Source organism: Emticicia sp. CRIBPO (genome assembly GCF_009905725.1).
Taxonomy (GTDB): domain Bacteria; phylum Bacteroidota; class Bacteroidia; order Cytophagales; family Spirosomataceae; genus Leadbetterella.
In genome coordinates this window covers 303,058-320,727 of sequence record NZ_JAAAKV010000003.1, presented here as the reverse complement: position 1 = coordinate 320,727, position 17,670 = coordinate 303,058, and the positions used below count along the sequence as shown (strand labels likewise).

At 46.0% G+C, this 17,670-nt stretch carries 17 protein-coding genes; 10 read left to right on the top strand and 7 right to left on the bottom strand.

All coding sequences use genetic code 11. The features are described 5' to 3' along the window. Genes GVN16_RS08225 through GVN16_RS08205 form a run of 5 tightly spaced genes read right to left on the bottom strand, consistent with a single transcriptional unit; the run spans position 1 to position 4,720 of the window. The gene (locus tag GVN16_RS08225; protein WP_166563383.1) at positions 1–888 is read right to left on the bottom strand and encodes a pirin family protein; all 888 of its coding nucleotides are present in this window, start codon (positions 886–888) and stop codon (positions 1–3) included. A gap of 60 nt (positions 889–948) precedes the next feature. Next, on the bottom strand, positions 949–1,698 hold the full coding sequence (locus GVN16_RS08220; RefSeq protein WP_166563382.1) for a hypothetical protein: 750 nt from the start codon (positions 1,696–1,698) through the stop codon (positions 949–951). 18 nt (positions 1,699–1,716) lie between these two features. Further along, the gene (locus GVN16_RS08215) at positions 1,717–2,721 is read right to left on the bottom strand and encodes a bestrophin family protein (RefSeq protein WP_166563381.1); all 1,005 of its coding nucleotides are present in this window, start codon (positions 2,719–2,721) and stop codon (positions 1,717–1,719) included. A 2-nt stretch (positions 2,722–2,723) separates the two neighbouring features. After that, positions 2,724–4,334 carry a Na+/H+ antiporter gene (locus tag GVN16_RS08210; RefSeq protein WP_166563380.1) on the bottom strand — a complete coding sequence of 537 codons (1,611 nt, stop codon included), beginning with the start codon at positions 4,332–4,334 and terminating at the stop codon, positions 2,724–2,726. Between the two features lie 26 nt (positions 4,335–4,360). After that, positions 4,361–4,720 (bottom strand): DoxX family protein, encoded by a 360-nt coding sequence (locus GVN16_RS08205; protein ID WP_310587421.1) that lies wholly within the window; start codon positions 4,718–4,720, stop codon positions 4,361–4,363. 173 nt (positions 4,721–4,893) lie between these two features. Here GVN16_RS08205 and GVN16_RS08200 point away from each other — a divergent pair, with 173 nt between their 5' ends. From GVN16_RS08200 to GVN16_RS08170, 7 genes are all read left to right on the top strand, one after another. Next, positions 4,894–5,184, top strand: coding sequence for a Dabb family protein (locus GVN16_RS08200; RefSeq protein WP_166563379.1), 291 nt, complete (start codon positions 4,894–4,896; stop codon positions 5,182–5,184). Positions 5,185–5,213: 29 nt separating this feature from the next. After that, the gene (locus tag GVN16_RS08195; protein WP_166563378.1) at positions 5,214–6,851 is read left to right on the top strand and encodes a serine hydrolase; all 1,638 of its coding nucleotides are present in this window, start codon (positions 5,214–5,216) and stop codon (positions 6,849–6,851) included. 68 nt (positions 6,852–6,919) lie between these two features. Beyond that, positions 6,920–8,269 (top strand): hypothetical protein, encoded by a 1,350-nt coding sequence (locus GVN16_RS08190; protein WP_166563377.1) that lies wholly within the window; start codon positions 6,920–6,922, stop codon positions 8,267–8,269. A 54-nt stretch (positions 8,270–8,323) separates the two neighbouring features. Then, positions 8,324–9,154, top strand: a complete 831-nt coding sequence (locus GVN16_RS08185) for an alpha/beta hydrolase (RefSeq protein ID WP_166563376.1) — start codon at positions 8,324–8,326, stop codon at positions 9,152–9,154. A 188-nt stretch (positions 9,155–9,342) separates the two neighbouring features. Beyond that, complete coding sequence (locus tag GVN16_RS08180; RefSeq protein ID WP_166563375.1) at positions 9,343–10,158, top strand: DUF6597 domain-containing transcriptional factor; 816 nt, start codon at positions 9,343–9,345, stop codon at positions 10,156–10,158. 92 nt (positions 10,159–10,250) lie between these two features. Then, positions 10,251–10,688 (top strand): ester cyclase, encoded by a 438-nt coding sequence (locus tag GVN16_RS08175; RefSeq protein WP_166563374.1) that lies wholly within the window; start codon positions 10,251–10,253, stop codon positions 10,686–10,688. Positions 10,689–10,857: 169 nt separating this feature from the next. Beyond that, positions 10,858–11,463 carry a DinB family protein gene (locus GVN16_RS08170; RefSeq protein WP_166563373.1) on the top strand — a complete coding sequence of 202 codons (606 nt, stop codon included), beginning with the start codon at positions 10,858–10,860 and terminating at the stop codon, positions 11,461–11,463. A gap of 87 nt (positions 11,464–11,550) precedes the next feature. Here GVN16_RS08170 and GVN16_RS08165 read toward each other — a convergent pair whose 3' ends face one another. Both GVN16_RS08165 and GVN16_RS08160 read right to left on the bottom strand, forming a co-directional pair. After that, positions 11,551–12,339, bottom strand: coding sequence for a DUF3575 domain-containing protein (locus tag GVN16_RS08165; protein WP_166563372.1), 789 nt, complete (start codon positions 12,337–12,339; stop codon positions 11,551–11,553). Continuing rightward, entirely contained in the window at positions 12,339–13,361 is a 1,023-nt protein-coding gene (locus GVN16_RS08160) for a low specificity L-threonine aldolase (RefSeq protein WP_166563371.1), read from the bottom strand. The genes GVN16_RS08165 and GVN16_RS08160 overlap by 1 nt, the downstream gene beginning before the upstream one ends. Before the next feature lie 78 nt (positions 13,362–13,439). Here GVN16_RS08160 and GVN16_RS08155 point away from each other — a divergent pair, with 78 nt between their 5' ends. The 3 genes from GVN16_RS08155 to GVN16_RS08145 all read left to right on the top strand — a co-directional run bounded on the left by GVN16_RS08155 (position 13,440) and on the right by GVN16_RS08145 (position 17,604). After that, on the top strand, positions 13,440–13,910 hold the full coding sequence (locus tag GVN16_RS08155) for a (2Fe-2S)-binding protein (RefSeq protein WP_166563370.1): 471 nt from the start codon (positions 13,440–13,442) through the stop codon (positions 13,908–13,910). Positions 13,911–13,934: 24 nt separating this feature from the next. Then, complete coding sequence (locus tag GVN16_RS08150; RefSeq protein ID WP_166563369.1) at positions 13,935–16,094, top strand: molybdopterin cofactor-binding domain-containing protein; 2,160 nt, start codon at positions 13,935–13,937, stop codon at positions 16,092–16,094. A 298-nt stretch (positions 16,095–16,392) separates the two neighbouring features. Then, a complete protein-coding gene (locus GVN16_RS08145; protein WP_166563368.1) occupies positions 16,393–17,604 on the top strand; it encodes a saccharopine dehydrogenase family protein in 1,212 nt (403 codons plus the stop codon). Positions 17,605–17,670: the final 66 nt, after the last annotated feature.

Genomic DNA, 17,670 nt, shown 5'->3' with positions numbered 1-17,670 from the left:
TTATTTCTGAGGTAAAACAGGCGGTGGTAACGGCACAAAATCAGTTTCACCTTCAATTTTCGGGAAAGTCTGTTCCAGCCATTTGGTCTTGGCATCTTCGATCAGTTCGCGGCTGGTAGCTACAAAGTTCCAGAAAATCAACCGCTCCTCAGGAAAAGGCTCCCCTCCGAAAATGTAAATGGTGGTATTGGCCAGCATGGTAAATTCACACAAGGTACTGTCTTTCGCCACCAGTATTCTTTTAGGCTCAAAAACAGCCCCTTCACTTTCAATCCCCCCTTCAAGGATATACAAAGCCGATTCCCCGAAAAGGTGATCTCCCAGCTTTACGGTCTGCTGCCCTGTACTTTTCAGTTCAAGCAGGTATAAAGGACTATAGACGGGTACAGGCGAAGTATGTCCGAGGACAGTTCCCGCAATGAGTTTATACGCAATACCCTCTTCTTCCCAGGCAGGAATTTCTTCTTCATCAGCATGAAAAAACGAAGGCTCCATCTGTTCAAGGTCCTTAGGCAGGGCAATCCAGATCTGAAGGCCGTGAAGCATTTTTTCTGAGTGTCTGAGATACTCAGGGGTCCTTTCAGAATGCACAATGCCTTTTCCGGCGGTCATCCAGTTGACCTGTCCGGGTTTGATTTCCACCGAAGTGCCCAGAGTATCCTTGTGCATCATGTTGCCCTCAAAAAGAAAAGTAAGGGTCGACAAACCGATATGCGGATGCGGAGCCACATCAATGTTCTGGTGGTCATTCATTTGAGCAGGGCCCATATGGTCAATAAAAATGAACGGCCCCACCATTCTTTTGCCTCTGAAAGGCAGGAGACGCCCCACCATGAAATTGCCGATGTTGTGCGGCCTTTCTTCTATAATAAGATTGATATTAGACATATTTTAATTCGGTAAGATCGGAAATAAATAAAACCGCCAATCTGAAAGAATGATTCCGTTTCAGACGGGTTGATGTTCATAGAATTCCTTCATCATGCTCGTTCTTTCGTTGGTCTGCAGATCCAGGTACTCAAACCGTTTGTAGGAACAGAATGAACCCATATCCTTATCTCCGTTGATAAAAATACCTCCGATCAGGATCACATGCCTGCAGGGATAGCTGGTCTTTGCTACCAGTTCCTGTATTCTTTCGTCAATCGCCTCATACATCACTTCAGTAGCTTCAAACACCTGGTTTTCGGCCCGGATGATCCTGTCAGCCTGCCTCAGAAATATCTGCTCAATGGTATTCATCTGGTAGTCCATGTCTGACATGTGGCCCTCCACGATCTCATTGGCCAGCAATTTAGCCAGAGCCCCCCTGGCCGCACCGCAGCAGGCAGAATTGGCCGATTGCCCTATCCGGCTGATCTCCCCTATTTTTCCATCATGGGTAATGCCGATGTGAGGAGCATAAAAAACCACGACGGCACCGTCTTCAGGCACATGGTGGGCGAAGGCGTTCATACCGGTTATCCCGGCAAAAGGAAAGCCGTTCAGACCACCCATGCTGAAAGGACCGAGCATTTCATAAGCCCTGGGAGGGTATTGGATAGAATTGACATCATCACAACACATGGAGTCGGCATGCATCAGCTGGTGGGTTTTATAGCCCAGGAGATGCTCTACCACATCCAGGAATTTGTTGACGGTATCAATGGTGGTTTCGGCATTCGGGTAAAATTTTCTTACAGTTTCAATTGGATTCATGATTTTATCATTTAAGTTTTACATCAGGATATTGTGGCTGGGGGTAATGGCCGGAGGAAGGTCTTTTTCATCCAGCATTTCACGGAGGTCTATTTCGATGGTCCTGCTCATAGAGGTAATGGGGACGTCATTGGCACCGCCCTCAAACGGATTTTCGGTGCTCTCCCCCACTTTCTCCATCGAGGTGAACACCCATGAAACCACGACACTGAACGGAATGGTAAGCCAGACAAAGTGGTCTCCCAGCTTCTGAAACTCGTTGAGCATTCCAAACGGCAGCATGATCACAAAAAGCCAGATAAAAAAGAGATTGATGCTGGCAAATTGTCTCGGATAAGGAAAATTCTTGATCCTTTCGCTTTTGCCCTGCTCGGCAATGAGGGCTACCAGGATATTCTCCAGCTCCACATAATTCAGTAACTCCACATAACCGTGCTCTTTCAGGCTTTTGAGGTGTCCGGATTGCAACGCCATGATCTGAACTGCCCTGTTCTTTTTGCTGAGTACATAATCAGCTTCTTCAGCGGTCAGAAACTTTCTGAGTTCTTCTTCCAGCTTGCCGTCTCTTTCGGCTACGGTATAAAACTTCCTGTATTCTTTGAAATAGCTTTTCTCAAGATTCTCCCAGCTGCGAGGTTCGCGGAGCTGATACCTGAGGGCTGTCAGCCAGGCACAGTGTCTGTAGATCAGCTGTCTGTGAATCTCTGCCGCCTCCTTATCCGGCAGGCTTCCTGCCGTAAAATCCCTTGACATAATGCCCCAGGACCTGCTGAGGTTAACAATCGCTCCCCATATCTGGCGGGCTTCCCACAGCCGGTTGTACGTTTGTGTGTTCTTAAATCCGACAATAAAGGCAGCGGCGGTACCGATCAGGGCAATAGGCACCCACGGAATAGCCAGCCATTTGATATCCAGAACCTGGTAAAGCACCGTGGGGATCAACGCCAGTACGATCAGCGTGTAAATGTCCCGTCTTGTCCAGATCAGGAACTCACTCAGTTTATAATGATTTCCGGTATTCATGCTTAATGTTGGGTTTGAGTGTTTTTGGCTTCGTCAAGATCGAGGTAAGCCTCCTGTTTACGGATCTCTTCATCCGAAAACTCTTTTGATTTCTTCAGTCTGAACAATTCCTTTCTTTTTACCTGGTACAGATCGGCCAGTACCCGGTTATAAACCTCAAGTTCCTGTTTGTCTTTGTCTTCACACTCCAGTGACTCCAGCCACTGACTCGTGCTTGAAATATCATCTTCCAGGTCCTTTTTAAGAAACCTTACCAGCTCATTTTCTTCAATTTCACCGGCATAGTGTTCTGTAAGTCTCGCTAAAGCCGCTTTTTTCAGTTTCAGTTGAATCCCGGCCTCCTGTTCTTCTTCGGGAATAACATCATCAATCTCGACAATGCCAAGCCATTTGATCAGGAACGGAAGCGTTAAACCCTGAAAAACCAGTGTAACCAGGATCACTATAAAGGTAATAACGAGAATAAGGTTACGATGAGGAAAGGGCTGTCCGTTATTCAGTAATACAGGGACAGACAAAGCAGAAGCCAGTGAAACCACGCCACGCATACCGGCCCAGCCCACCACTGTCGGGGCTTTCCAGGTAGGATTTTTATGGTCCATTCTCACTACCTGTCCGAACCATTTCGGCACATAGGCAATCGGGAACACCCACAACATCCTGACCACAATGGCCACGAGGCTGATGATCAGTCCGTAACCGATGGCCTCTCCGACAGAATATCCGCCGAGGTCCGCCACAATCACCGGAAGTTCAAGTCCGATCAGGATAAACACCAGTCCGTTCAATACAAATATGGTAGTAGACCAGACTCCGTAGGCCTGCAGCCGTGTTGAGCCGCTGGTCAGTATTTCATGCGACCGGTATGACAAAAACAAACCTCCGCTCACCACCGCCATAACTCCTGAAAAATGAAATTGCTCAGCGGCCATGTACATAAAATACGGCGTCATCAGCGTCAGGGCCGTATCAATATTGGAGGTGGTCGGGAAAAACCGGTGAATGACATAAACAATATGGGCCACCACCAGGCCGATGACAATACCCATGGCAGACACTACGAAAAAATCCGAAACAGCAGCCTGCAATGAAAACTGACCTGTGATAACCGCCGCCAGGGCAAACCGGAAGACGATCAGACTGGAAGCATCATTGACCAGGCTCTCCCCTTCCAGAATGGTCACTACCCTTTTAGGTACTTTGACATTCTTCAAAACCGAAGTAGCCGCCACAGCATCGGGCGGAGAAATGATCCCTCCCAGTAAAAAGCCAAGGGCCATTGTAAAGCCGGGAATCAGCTGAACCGATACAAATGCCACCACCAGTGAAGTGATAATCACCAGGCCGAACGCCAGCATACCAATCGGGCGTCTCCATTCCCAGAAATCACCCCAGGAAGTAAACCAGGCCGCTTCGTACAAAAGTGGCGGCAGGAAAATAAGGAAGATCAGCTCCGGATCAATACTGACAAGCGGCATGCCGGGGGTAAAACCGATTGCCAAACCTGCCAGAACCAGCAAAATAGGATAAGAAACCTTGATTTTCTGCCCTATCATGATGAGCATGAAAACAATAAAAAGTAAAAACAGTATCAGCAGTAAATTGTGATGCATAATTCAGGATTAAAATAAGTATACAATCAGGACTGTCTGGTCAAAGGATGCTGCAGGTAAATGATCACAAGAGACAAAAACAAAAAAGGCAGTTCAACGGCCACCCCTTTTAAGTCTTTGTGGGTCAGATGCAATGCCATGATAAAAAGTATACCACAGGCGGTGATGAAGTTGCCCCATAAAAATGTCTGTGGTATAAGTGTCAGGACAGCCCCTGAAATGGTAAGGCCACCCAACACCATCACTCCGTTTTTCTGTATGTCCCATTTGCCGAACATAGTGAGCATTTCAGGTTTTCCCGAAGCCATGGCCCAGCCTTGTCTGAGTCCCATATAAACTGCGAAGATGATCAGAATTGCGTTGATGATTTTTAGTATATTTTCCACGGGCTCAGGTGTTTTAGTTTTCGAAAATACAAATAATCTGAAATTTTCATAAAACCTGGCCGGATTAATTTTAAAATTCGAAGATTACCGGTGAAAATACATCTGATTAAAAGCGGGAAGGCATTGATTTTGACACTAAAATAGAGTAGGTTTGATAAAAAAACGATTAAACGATGATACGCCATTCCGTCATTTTAAAACTTAAACATACCCTTGGCTCACAGGAAGAACAACAGTTTTTTGACGAAGTCAGGAAACTGGAAGCCATTCCGGGGGTTAAAAACTTCGAGATACTGAGACAAACCAGCCCGAAAAGCCCTTTCGATTTTGGTATTTCCATGGAATTCGACAACCAGGAGCTATACGATGGCTATTCCAGCCACCCTGACCATGTATATTTTGTAGAGCAATTCTGGAAAAATGAAGTCACTGATTTCCAGGAAATTGATTATATTCCTTATTGAATCACATCAATAACCTTAAAACCAAGCCCATGAAAAAAATCCCTTACTTGTTTATTCTCCTGTTTTATTCACAATTGTTGTTTGCCCAAAGCAAGGAGTCCGTAAAATTCGATCAGCTGCTTGATGAAAAATTCGGAAAAGCACCGTCAGGAGCCACTGCCCTGGTCGCTAAAAACGGCCAGATCATTTATAAAAAAGCCTTAGGTAAAGCCAACATTGAACTGGACATCCCCATGAAAACGGACCATGTTTTCAGGATCGGCTCCATCACCAAGCAGTTTACGGCGGTAGCTATTCTGCAACTCATGGAGCAGGGAAAACTGTCTCTTCAGGACGAAATCACCAAATTTCTGCCGGACTACCCTACCCAGGGCCATAAAATCACCATTGAGCATTTACTGACCCACACTTCAGGCATTAAAAGCTATACCGGCATGAAGGAGTTTATGGACCTGATGCGTAAAGACATGGAACCGCAGGAGCTCATCAATGTTTTCAAAGATCAGCCGATGGAATTCACCCCGGGAACAAAGTGGAAATACAACAACTCAGGCTATTTTTTACTGGGGTATATCATCGAAAAGGTTTCAGGGAAAACCTATCCCGAATATCTGGAAGAAGTATTTTTCAAGCCCTTGGGCATGACGAACTCTTATTACGGAGACAATGACAGGATCATCAGAAACCGTGCTTCCGGATATGACCCGGGCGAAAACGGTGTCAATAACTCCGCTTTTCTGAGCATGAAACTGCCTTATGCGGCCGGTTCGATCATGTCTACCGTTGAAGACCTTTTCAAATGGAATAAGGCCGTTCATGCCTACAAACTGGTCAAAAAAGAAACCCTTCAGCAAGCCTTTAAAAAATACAGACTGGTGGATGGGAAAGATACCAGCTATGGCTACGGCTGGTCTTTAAGCGACATCCAGGGAAGCCCGACCATTGAACACGGTGGCGGTATCAACGGTTTTCTGACCAATGGTATTTATCTGCCACAGGAAGATGTTTTTGTAGCCGTATTCTCCAATTCTACGGGCGTTTCGCCCGACGATGTTTCCATCAGAATCGCAGCAGCCGCTATCGGAAAACCCTATGAAAATAAGGAAATCAGCGTATCTGAATCTGTTCTGAAAGGTTATGAAGGTGTTTTTGTCAATGAAGAAGGGGCAAAAAGGACCATCACTTTTGAAGATAAAAAACTGTATTCCCAGAGAGCAGGAAACCCTAAGTTCCGGATCAAGGCTTATGAAAAAGATAAGTTCTTTTTTGATGATGCTTTTACAAAACTGGAGTTCAGATATGATGATAAAGGAAAAGTGAACAAGGTCATTTCCACTGACCGTGGCTCACAAACGGTATGGAATCTGACGAACGAGAGCACAGCCGCTCCTGCTGAAATAAAGGTAGAGGAAGAAGTATTAAAAACTTACGCCGGCGGTTACGAGCTCGCTCCCGGGTTTGTTCTGACCATTACCAGTGAGGGCTCACGGCTCTTCGGGCAAGCCACAGGCCAGGGGAAAAACGAATTGTTTGCCGAATCTCCGACGAAGTTCTTTCTGAAAGTAGTGGACGCCAAAGTGGAGTTTTTTAAAGATGCTGCAGGGAAAACCGAAAAACTGATCCTGTACCAGGGGGGCAGGCAGATGGAAGGGAAAAAAGTAAAATAAACCCTTACCTTTGAAAAAGTGACCTTTTTGTAAAAATTACGTTTAAAGCGGACCATAATCAACAGGCTATGAAGTACTCTTCTTTTTCACGTCTTTGTATAGCGGCCTTGCTGTCTGCAGGGCTCCTGAATTCCTGTTCGAAAAAGGAAGTCTTAGCAGACGAATCCAGTTTCGGTTTGATCCAGGATAAAATTCTGACGACAAGCTGTGCCGTATCCGGTTGTCATTTGTCGGCAAATGACGCCACTTTTTCACAGCATGGCTTAATACTGGCCAAAGGCAAAGCCTATCAGAATCTTTTCGGGGTTGATCCGAAAAACGCGAATGCAAAACAGGACGGTTTGAAACTGGTAAAAGCCTTCAACTCACTTGGAAGCCTTTTGTATCATAAACTGAACTATGACGATAGTCACCATGCCGCCAAAAGCTACGGCATTGCCATGCCCTTAGGGAAAAGTCCGCTTACGGTCGGACAGGTCGAGTTCATCAGGCGATGGATTGAAGCCGGGGCTCCTGAAAAAGAAAACGTAGCGGATGCCGGCTTACTCGATGACAAAACGCCCTCTGTCGTAACGCCTTTTGCAGCCTTGACTCCCCCCGCCGAAGGAAGCGGCTTCCAGATGAGACTCGAGCCTTTTGAAGTAGCTCCTGATTTTGAGCGTGAATTTTTCGTAAGAAAACCTTTGGGTAATACCGAAACGGTTTACATCAACAGGATACAGCTGAGGATGCGGCCCGGCAGTCACCATTTTATTCTTTACGGTTTCAGAGACCAGAACAACCTGGCCCCGCTGAACACCATCCGTGACCTCCGCAACCCCGACAAAACCATCAGCCTGGCCACGGCATTGCAGATGAGCAACCATGTGTTCAATTTCGGAGGCAGTGAAGCCAACATGGATTACACTTTTCCGGAAGGCACAGCTGTTGAACTACCCGCCAATACCACTTTTGATATGAACTCCCATTATTTCAATAAAGGCATCAGCCCGCTGTTGGGAGAGATATACGTTAATTTATTCAGCACCAAGAAAGAAAATGTGGTTCATGCTCTGAAAGTGCTGGATCTTGGAAACAAAAACCTGACTATCCTGCCGAAACAAAAAACCATCATTTCAAAGGATTTCAGTTTCAACAAGGACGTGAAAATCGTCATGTTGTTCTCACATACCCACAAAATGGGTGAAAAGTTTGAAATTCTGGTCAAAGGCGGAGCGAGAAACGGAGAAGTGGTCTATACCTCCACCGATTGGGAACACCCCGCCAAAATCAACTACAGTCCTTACATTTCGCTCAGAAAAGGGGAAGGCCTCACCTCCAGGATCACCTATAATAACCAGACAGACAAAACCGTTAATTTCGGTCTGACGACAGAAGATGAAATGGGCATTATTTTCGGATATTATTATGAAGAATAAATTTGTTACTTTAGCACTCAACCCTGTCAAAGCCAACATTCAAACCTTATTCCTATGACCCATTCGTCATTTACCCGGACAGATTCAAAAAACAGGAAAATCTTTTATCAGAAATGGATTCCTGAACCACCATGGTCAGGTATGATCGCCCTGGTGCATGGCTTGGGTGAACACAGCGGGCGTTATGGTCACATGGCAGAATATTTCGGTCGTCATGGCCTGGGAATAGTTGCCGTGGACACTTACGGTCACGGACAAACAGAAGGAAAACATGGTCATGCCGATTCAATGGAATCCTATATGGATCAGATCAGCGATTTACTAAAAATTGCAAAAGATGAAGCCCCGGGCAAACCTGTTTTTCTGTATGGTCACAGCATGGGAGGCAACCTCGTCCTGAACTATTTATTCAGACACAAACCCGTTATCAGCGGCGTTATTGCTTCCGCCCCGGCGGTGCGTCCGGGTTTCAGTCCTTCAAAACTATTACTGGCCATCGGCCGTATCGGAAGGATGATCGCCCCCTCACTGACACAACCGAACTCGCTTGACCTTAATAACCTTTCTCATGACGCGGAAGTCATCGAAAAATACAAATCAGATCCTTTGGTCCATAACCAGGTTTCGGGTGTTGTCGGCCTGGGCATTATCGAATGGGGTGAATGGCTGCTGGCCAACGCACACCAGGCTACTGTACCGCTGCTGATCATGCACGGATCTGAAGACCAGCTGACCCATTACGAAACCAGCAAGGAATTCGCCTCGCAGCTGTCTGGCGATGTGACATTCAAAACATGGGAAGGTTTCTATCACGAAATCCACAATGAGCCTGAAAAACAGCAGGTGTTTGATTACACCCTGGATTGGATCAGGGAGCATTCCTGATCCAGCACATCCGTTCCTGAGAACCGTTTAATAAATTTCCACACCAACTGTCCTGCTAAACCATTGTTTATCAGACTAAAAACGACTACTTTTAACATGAGCAGGCTGCCCGTTTCAGATTGACGCCTCCCGTCCTATCCTGAAATAAGCCCTGACATGAAACCGTTTTTGATCAGAACTGAAGCATCATGATTTACAGGAAGATTACCCCGTCACCTTTGTTGACTTCTTATGTAGAATGTTTTTACATCTGGGAATCTGACGTTATGCTCAGCTCTGACATCCTCATTGAATCTCCTCCGACCGGGTACACATCCATGGTCTTCAATTATGGCACTGCCCACAGAATCATCAACAATAAATACAAATCTCAATTCACCCCTGCAGCCTTCATTTCCGGACAATCCACCAGACGCTATCAGTTGCAGATCGGCGGTAAGCTGGGCATGATCGGGGTCGTGTTCAAACCCTCCGCCCTGAACACCCTTTTCGGTATTCCCATGTTTGAAATAACCGACGAGCGGGTTGAAATCAGCCAGGTTTTAGGCAGAGAGGGCTCAGAGCTCTATGAAAGGATACTTGAGAGCGGCACAATTCAGATGAAAGTGGATTGTGTAGAACAATTTCTCCTGCGAAAAGTCAGCCAGAACAAGTCGCCCTTTGATAAAAATGACTTTGTATCCAATCTTATTTTCGAGAAAAAAGGAGTGATTTCCCTGAAAGAACTGCAGGACGACCTGTTCATTTGCAGGAGACAATTTCAGCGTCAGTTTCTCAGAAAAGTCGGCGTCAGTCCGAAGTATTTTGCGAGAATCAGCAGAATCAGCAATCTGTGTGCACTAATGGCCAGGAAAAACTGGAAAATAGAAGACTGGCATGACCTGGTTCTGCAATACGGTTATTACGACCAGTCTCATTTTATCAGGGAATTTACCGAATTTATGGATGAAGTGCCTTCAGTATATGTTAAAAGCAACACCGAACTGGCCAACTACCTGAGATAAAAGTCGTTTTTTTACAATGGAGGGTCCTTCCTTCTTTCTAGTTTTGTCTATCGGGATTTAACAATCCTCATTCAATTTAAAAATATTAAAAAATGGAAACTTTAAAGAAAAACACCCTCAAAGATCCCGTCAGAAAAGGAACATGCATTGAATTTTTCTCCGCCTACCAGGACCTTGAAATTGAAAGAATGATCCACCTGGCCACACCTCAGGCCACTGTCTGGTTTAAGCCGCTCGGCGAGGACGGAAAAGGTTTACTCAGGGTATTCGGCAGAGATGTCTGGACCCTTCTGATCAGCTGTTTCCCTGACCTTGACAACACAATAGACATGCTCAGCACCGATGGTGACGAAATCACCTGCAAGGTCTCTATTTTTGGCACCCAGGCCAGTGAGTTCATGGGCCTGCCGTCTAAAGGCCTGCGTTTTGAAAGCGATCATATTTTTGTTTTCCGGTTTAACGATTCGGACGAAATCACTGATCTGACGATAGACTGGGATCTTACAAACTTTATAAAACAGCTGTCCTGAGCCATCGGGCTCTTCTGATTTTCTCCTCGTATTTTAACAGAAACTCCCTTCACAGATATCCAGCTGCGACAGGAAACCTTTTGCCTTTTTCAAACCCGGATCCAAACGGGCTGAAACCGGAGTAACCCTTCCGGAAAACGCCTGGGAAGGATTCTTAAAATAAATCAAAATGAAAAAAATATCGTTTTTGAGTCTTTGTATCTGTTTTGTATTCAGCATTTCTGCCGGGGCACAGGAAAAACTCTGGACAGAAGAAGACCGGAAGTACACCCTTGACAACCTGAAACGGACCAGGGATGAGCTGGTCAAAGAAACTGAAAACCTGAGTCCCGAACAATGGTCCTTCAGGGAATCACCAGACCGCTGGTCCATCGGTGAAGTGGTAGAACACCTGGCATTATGGGAAGTCATCTGGTGGAGGGAAGTGGTTATGGGTTTCAGCAACAAACCCACTCCCGAACTGGGAAAAACCAGCAGACCCGACAGCTATTACCATGAATTCATCATGGAAGACGCCCCTCACAATTCCTCCCTGAACACAAGGCCCACAGGCTACATCAAAGGAAAAGACAACCTCACTTTCTTCCTGCGGGGCCGGGCGATAGCCATAGATTTGATAGAAACCACGAAAAACGACCTCAGAGCCCATTACGAACTGACGAACACCCCTAACCCAAGGAACATGCACCAGGTGCTGATCTACCAGTGGGGCCATGTGGACAGGCACCTGCGGCAAATCCGCAAAGTAAAAGCCCACGCCAATTATCCGAAATGACGGAAGGTCTGAATAAAAAAGAGATTCACACTCGGGTGTGAATCTCTTCATATGTTGCTCTATACAGTTAAATTCAATAAGACGAGATCAGAAATAATAAAACAAATTCAGTCCAAGCCCTCTCAAACCGAAGTAAGGCACTTTTTTAACTGATTTTATATCTGCCTGTTCATCACCTACAGAAACCCCGTAAAGGCTCTGGTCCAGTTTAAAACGTTCAATCACACTTTGCCTTAGATAGGCTTTTTCATCTTCGGTCAGTTCACCCAAAAGCGAGCTGATGGCTTCTGCTTTCACATCCCTGGCTTTCCCGATATGAGGGCCAATGATCACAAAATCAACGCCAAACCTGTTCCATCTGAACTGCCGTCCGATCAATATTCCGCCTGACATTGTTTTGATGTTGAAGTCCACGGGAGCCTTAAATTCAAACTCGTCACCGCGAATCTTTGCTTTCAGTGAAGCAGGAACCGTCATGTCAAAATTTTCCATTTGCCCGAAAACCGAGACAAAAAAACGGGAAGGTTTGTTGCCGATATAATAACGAAGCTCGGGCGAAAAACCCTTCACCCCAATCTGGGCCTGGTCTATAAAAATATATTCAAAATCAACGCCTGTAAGACCCAGCCCCCGGCTTTTGGCCAGCCTGTCCATCTGCTCTGAGAACAGAAATCCGGATTTCTGTCTGTAAAACCCGGTCAGCGTAAAGCTCAGGTGTTTTGAAAGTCCTTTTTCAAGTTGTACAGAGTAGATTTTAGTGGCTGCAGCAGCCAGGTTGACTTTGATAGCGTCATTATGTATTTCCTTGTTTTGAGAAAAACACAAAGTATACCCCAATAAAGCGGGCATCAGAAACGAAAAAACCTTTAATTTCATCAAAAAGCTTGTTTTAAAACCTGTGTCAAATGTGTCAGCTGATCATCATCAAAATCCAGATGAGTAACCATTCTGACAAGGTTTTTGCCAAAAGTGACCATGTGGACGTTGTGCGATTTCATTACTGAAACGAACTCATTAGGTGAAATCGTTTGTACAGGCTCAAAAATTATAATATTAGTGTCAATCGGATAGACATTTCTGATGTAGCTTTTCCCGGACAGCTCCTTTCCGATCACCTTTGCTCTTTCGTGGTCTTGTTTCAATCTCTCGACGTGATGATCCAGGGCATAGATGCCCGCAGCAGCCAGAAATCCGGCCTGACGCCAGCCTCCGCCCATCGATTTCCTGAATCTCCTGGCTTTCCTGATCATCTCGTGAGTACCCAGCAATAACGACCCCACAGGACATCCCAGTCCTTTGGAAAGGCAGATTGATATGGAATCAAAGGTTTTCCCATATTGCAGGGGAGTTTCGCCTGTTTCAACCAAGGCATTAAACAACCTGGCCCCATCAAGGTGAAAAACCAGGCCGTTTTGCTGACAAACCTCTTTAATGTCATCAAAATCACTGAAGTTATAAAAAGCCCCGCCTCCTTTGTTCATCGTATTTTCAACAGAAACCATGGAACTTACCGGCAAATGAATGTCTTCCGGATTATTAATGGCGTCCTTCACCTGGGCAGCATTGATACGCCCCCGGTCACCGGACAGAAGTTTCACGGAAGAAAACGAATTCGAAGCCACTCCTCCGCCTTCATACAAATAGATATGTGACAATTCGTCACAAATCACTTCACTGCCCGGAAAAGTATGTACTTTAATGGCCAGCTGGTTGGTCATCGTGCCCGAAGCACAAAAAAGGGCCGATTCCATGCCGAAGAGCCGTGCGGCTTTTTCCTCAAGTTGATTGACCGCAGGATCATCTCCAAAAACATCGTCTCCTACAGTGGCTGCCATCATAGCTTCAAGCATCCCGGCAGTGGGTTTTGTGACCGTGTCACTTCGTAAATCAATCCTCATGAGTCAGTTTAAAATAAATTCCAAATTTAGAGAGTAATTGTCCAAAATTCGTATTTTTGGTAAAGTTTAATCATCATCATGGCAGCATACACCCTTAATATTAACAAAAAGAAGACAAAAATCGATGCCGAACCCGATATGCCCCTGCTTTGGGTCATCAGGGACGTAGCCGGTTTGAAAGGCACCAAGTTTGGCTGTGGCATGGCCCAATGCGGGGCATGTACCGTACACATGGACGGTCAGGCCGTAAGGTCCTGCCAGATCCCTGTTTCTACAATCTCCAAAAAGGCTGAGATAACCACCATTGAAGGCATCAGTGAGGCCGGAACGCTTCACATTATCCAGCAGGCCTGGATAGAAGAACAGGTTCCCCAGTGCGGTTATTGCCAGTCGGGACAGATCATGTCGGCATTGGCATTACTGAAAACCAATCCTGAGCCTTCAGATGAAGACATCAAAGGATTTATGAGCGGCAATTTATGCCGTTGCGGTACCTATGAGCGTATCAACAAAGCCATCAAAAAGGCTGCGAAAAACCTGAAAGCCTGAAATTAAACTATTAAACACGGAATCATGAGCAATAATATACAAAGGAGAGACTTCCTCAAAAGCCTCGGTCTGGCCGGTATCGGCTTAGGCATCGGCATTGACGGTTTCTCAAAAACCTCTTCACTCGTCAAAGTAAAACCGGCGTTCTTCTCTCTTGAGATCAACCCGTTCATCATCATAGATAACACCGGAAAAATCACCCTGGTAAACAGCCGCCCCGATATGGGACAGGGTTCAACCCAGGCAGTGCCTTCGCTTCTGGCAGAAGAACTGGAAGTAAGCCTTGACCAGGTAACGATCATCCAGTCTGACGGACGCAGTAAATACGGCAGCCAGCTGTCGGGAGGAAGCAGTTCGGTCAGAGGACTGTGGATGCCCCTCAGGAAAGCAGGAGCCGCTGCCCGTGAACTGCTGATCAAAGCCGCTGCTGAAACCTGGAAAGCTCCGGCATCAGAATGTTATGCAGAAGCCGGAAAAATCATACACAAGCCCTCAGGTAAAAGCCTGGGCTACGGACAACTGGCCGATCTGGCCGCGACCTTCGAGATCCCGAAAAATCCGAAGCTCAAAGACCCCAAAGATTTCAAAATCCTTGGAAAATACAACGCCCGTCTGGATGTACCGGACAGGGTGAGCGGCAAGGCCGTTTATGGCATTGATGTGGAAATTCCGGGGATGGTGTACGCCAAAATGGTGCATTCTCCTAAAATCCATGAGACCATCGTCAGCATTGATGACACCGAAGCGAAGAAAGTAAAAGGCGTTTTACAGGTGATGAAATCCGAAAGGGCGATGCCGCATACCAGGTCTGAAGCGGTCGCTGTGGTAGCCTCCAATTACTGGGCAGCCTTGAAAGGAGCCAAAGCCCTCAAAGTAGAATGGAAAGCCGGCACAAGCACCCTGAATCAGAATTCAGCAGATTACTTTGCGAAAATGTACGAAGAGGCTAAAAAACCGGGCATCAACCACGAAGAAAAAGGAGATTTTGATGCGGTTTACCATGCCGGCGAAAAGAAACTGGAGGCCATTTACGAAACACCTTTCCTGGCTCACGCCCCGATAGAACCTGAAAACGCCACGGTTCATGTCAAAGAAGACGGCAGCGTCGAAATCTGGGCCCCTGTTCAAGGACCGGACGGCACTCTGGCAGAAGTTTCAGGATACCTGAACATACCTGCCGATAAAATCAAAGTCAATGTAACCCTTCTCGGAGGAGCTTTCGGCCGTAAGGCTTATCTTGATTTTGTACTGGAAGCCTGTGATATTTCCAAAAAAATTAATAAACCGGTCAAACTGATCTGGTCAAGGGAAGATGATATCTCCCAAGGGCCTTACCGCCCGGCTATGCTGAGCAAAATGCAGGGTGTACTCGGAAAGAACGGAAGCCCTCAGGCATTACACCATCAGGCCGTCGGAGAATCTATCCTCGGCCAGGTTTTCCAGGGACTGCAGCCTACCCAGGCCGATCCGTGGCTGGGTGAAGAACTGAGCCAGGAAAACCACAAATATGGCTTTCCTGTTCATAAAATGTCTTATTCAAGGGTAAAAACGACCATCCCCATCGTCTGGTGGAGATCTGTGTATGCGTCCAATTTCGGCTGGGGCCAGGAATGTTTCATTGACGAAATGGCTCATCAGGCAGGAAAAAACCCGCTGGCTTTCAGACTGGACCTGCTCAGAGATGCCCCGAGATTTAAAGGTGTGCTCCAGATGCTGGCTGAAAAAAGCAATTGGAATGAAAAGTTACCCGAAGGCAAAGCGAAAGGGCTGGCCATTTTCAGGTCCTTTGACTCCATTTCAGCCGCCTGTGTATTTGTTTCCAAAAAAGACCAGTCCGTAAAAATAGACAAAGTCATTTCGGTGATTGACTGCGGTATGTTTGTCAACCCTGACAATGTAAAAGCCCAAACGGAAGGGAATATAGTGATGGGATTATCTGCGGCCATCAAAGGCGGTATCACCTTCGAGAACGAGACATGTGTCCAGAGCAACTTCCATGACTACCTGATACTCAGGAACAATGAGATGCCTGAAATAGAAACCTATGCGGTAATAAACGAGGAAAAACCCGGCGGCGTCGGCGAACCCGGCCTACCTCCTATTGCTCCTGCACTAGGAAACGCTATATTTGCTTTAACAGGTAAGAGGATACGTAAACTGCCCCTGAACCTTGATGAGGTGTAGAATTTATAAAGAGAGGATGATGACGATCGCTACCAGGAAAAACAGTATAATCTCAAAATTTTGAATTATACCTTTGCTCAACTTTACCATTTTTAATTTTGTTTATAACGCTTATAGAACAAAAATAACACCATTTAATAATTATTTCAAAATTATTTTCCATTTTTAATGAAAATTTATTAATACAATAAAACGAAAGGTAGCAAAAATGTAATTTTACGAGGTTATCCAAAATTAATACCGCAGATTAGTATCTATTTATTAATTTTGCCACTCAATCAAATTATCATTCATATTAATGTCAAAGGTTTTAATTATTGGTGCCGGAGGTGTCGGAACGGTCGTTGCCCACAAATGTGCCCTGAACTCCGGAGTTTTCACCGGAATCATGCTGGCCAGTCGCACACAATCTAAATGTGATAAAATCGCTGCAGATATAAAGGAGATGCATAATGTCGACATCCAGACAGCTAAAGTCGATGCCGACAATGTGCCCGAGCTGGTTGCCCTCATCAAAAGCTTCGGTCCGGAAATGATCATCAATGTGGCCCTGCCTTACCAGGACCTGACCATTATGGACGCTTGTCTTGAAACAGGCGTACATTACCTGGACACCGCCAACTACGAACCCAAAGATGTAGCGAAGTTTGAATACAGCTGGCAATGGGCTTACCAGGAGAGGTTCAAGGAAGCCGGCCTGATGGCTTTGCTGGGTTGTGGTTTTGACCCGGGTGTCACCCAGGTTTATACCGCTTATGCCAACAAGCACTATTTTGACGAAATGCACTACCTGGATATCATTGATTGCAATGCCGGAGATCATGGTAAAGCTTTTGCAACCAATTTTAACCCGGAAATCAATATCAGGGAAATTACCCAGCCCGGCAGATACTGGGAGAACGGCGAGTGGGTTGAAATCCCGGCCATGTCTATCCATAAACCGATAGACTACCCGAATATCGGCCCAAAAGAGTCTTATGTCCTTTATCATGAAGAACTGGAATCGCTGGTTAAGAACTTCCCGACCCTGAAAAGAGCCAGGTTCTGGATGACTTTCGGGCAAGCCTACATCACTCACCTGCAGGTGCTTGAAAATGTGGGAATGACCAGCATCGCCCCTATTAAATTCCAGGGTATGGATGTGGTTCCTCTTGAGTTTTTGAAAGCCGTATTGCCTCCGCCTGAGTCATTGGGTGAGAATTATACCGGACAGACCTCTATCGGATGCCAGATCAAAGGAATCAAAGACGGAAAAGACAGGACTTATTATGTCTGGAACAACTGCGATCATGCTGAGGCCTACAAAGAGGTCCGCTCACAGGCGGTTTCTTATACCACAGGTGTGCCGGCTATGATTGGTGCCATGCTGATGCTGACCAATCCTGAATGGAAAAAACCGGGCGTCTACAATGTGGAAGAGCTTAATCCGGATCCATTCATGGAGCTTCTCAACATCCACGGCCTGCCATGGAACGAAAAAGTAGACATTGAGTTACCTCACGAATATTAAGAAGAAAGAGACGCCTCCGGGCGTTTCTTTTTTATATAAGTTGCTAGCTTTAAATCCGGTAACGGG

Excerpts from the sequence above, each read along its gene's own strand:
- GVN16_RS08225 (WP_166563383.1), bottom strand. The coding sequence starts at position 888 with ATGTCTAATATCAATCTTATTATAGAAGAAAGGCCGCACAACATCGGC.
- GVN16_RS08220 (WP_166563382.1), bottom strand. The coding sequence starts at position 1,698 with ATGAATCCAATTGAAACTGTAAGAAAATTTTACCCGAATGCCGAAACC.
- GVN16_RS08215 (WP_166563381.1), bottom strand. The coding sequence starts at position 2,721 with ATGAATACCGGAAATCATTATAAACTGAGTGAGTTCCTGATCTGGACA.
- GVN16_RS08210 (WP_166563380.1), bottom strand. The coding sequence starts at position 4,334 with ATGCATCACAATTTACTGCTGATACTGTTTTTACTTTTTATTGTTTTC.
- GVN16_RS08200 (WP_166563379.1), top strand. The coding sequence starts at position 4,894 with ATGATACGCCATTCCGTCATTTTAAAACTTAAACATACCCTTGGCTCA.
- GVN16_RS08195 (WP_166563378.1), top strand. The coding sequence starts at position 5,214 with ATGAAAAAAATCCCTTACTTGTTTATTCTCCTGTTTTATTCACAATTG.
- GVN16_RS08190 (WP_166563377.1), top strand. The coding sequence starts at position 6,920 with ATGAAGTACTCTTCTTTTTCACGTCTTTGTATAGCGGCCTTGCTGTCT.
- GVN16_RS08185 (WP_166563376.1), top strand. The coding sequence starts at position 8,324 with ATGACCCATTCGTCATTTACCCGGACAGATTCAAAAAACAGGAAAATC.
- GVN16_RS08180 (WP_166563375.1), top strand. The coding sequence starts at position 9,343 with ATGATTTACAGGAAGATTACCCCGTCACCTTTGTTGACTTCTTATGTA.
- GVN16_RS08175 (WP_166563374.1), top strand. The coding sequence starts at position 10,251 with ATGGAAACTTTAAAGAAAAACACCCTCAAAGATCCCGTCAGAAAAGGA.
- GVN16_RS08170 (WP_166563373.1), top strand. The coding sequence starts at position 10,858 with ATGAAAAAAATATCGTTTTTGAGTCTTTGTATCTGTTTTGTATTCAGC.
- GVN16_RS08165 (WP_166563372.1), bottom strand. The coding sequence starts at position 12,339 with ATGAAATTAAAGGTTTTTTCGTTTCTGATGCCCGCTTTATTGGGGTAT.
- GVN16_RS08160 (WP_166563371.1), bottom strand. The coding sequence starts at position 13,361 with ATGAGGATTGATTTACGAAGTGACACGGTCACAAAACCCACTGCCGGG.
- GVN16_RS08155 (WP_166563370.1), top strand. The coding sequence starts at position 13,440 with ATGGCAGCATACACCCTTAATATTAACAAAAAGAAGACAAAAATCGAT.
- GVN16_RS08150 (WP_166563369.1), top strand. The coding sequence starts at position 13,935 with ATGAGCAATAATATACAAAGGAGAGACTTCCTCAAAAGCCTCGGTCTG.
- GVN16_RS08145 (WP_166563368.1), top strand. The coding sequence starts at position 16,393 with ATGTCAAAGGTTTTAATTATTGGTGCCGGAGGTGTCGGAACGGTCGTT.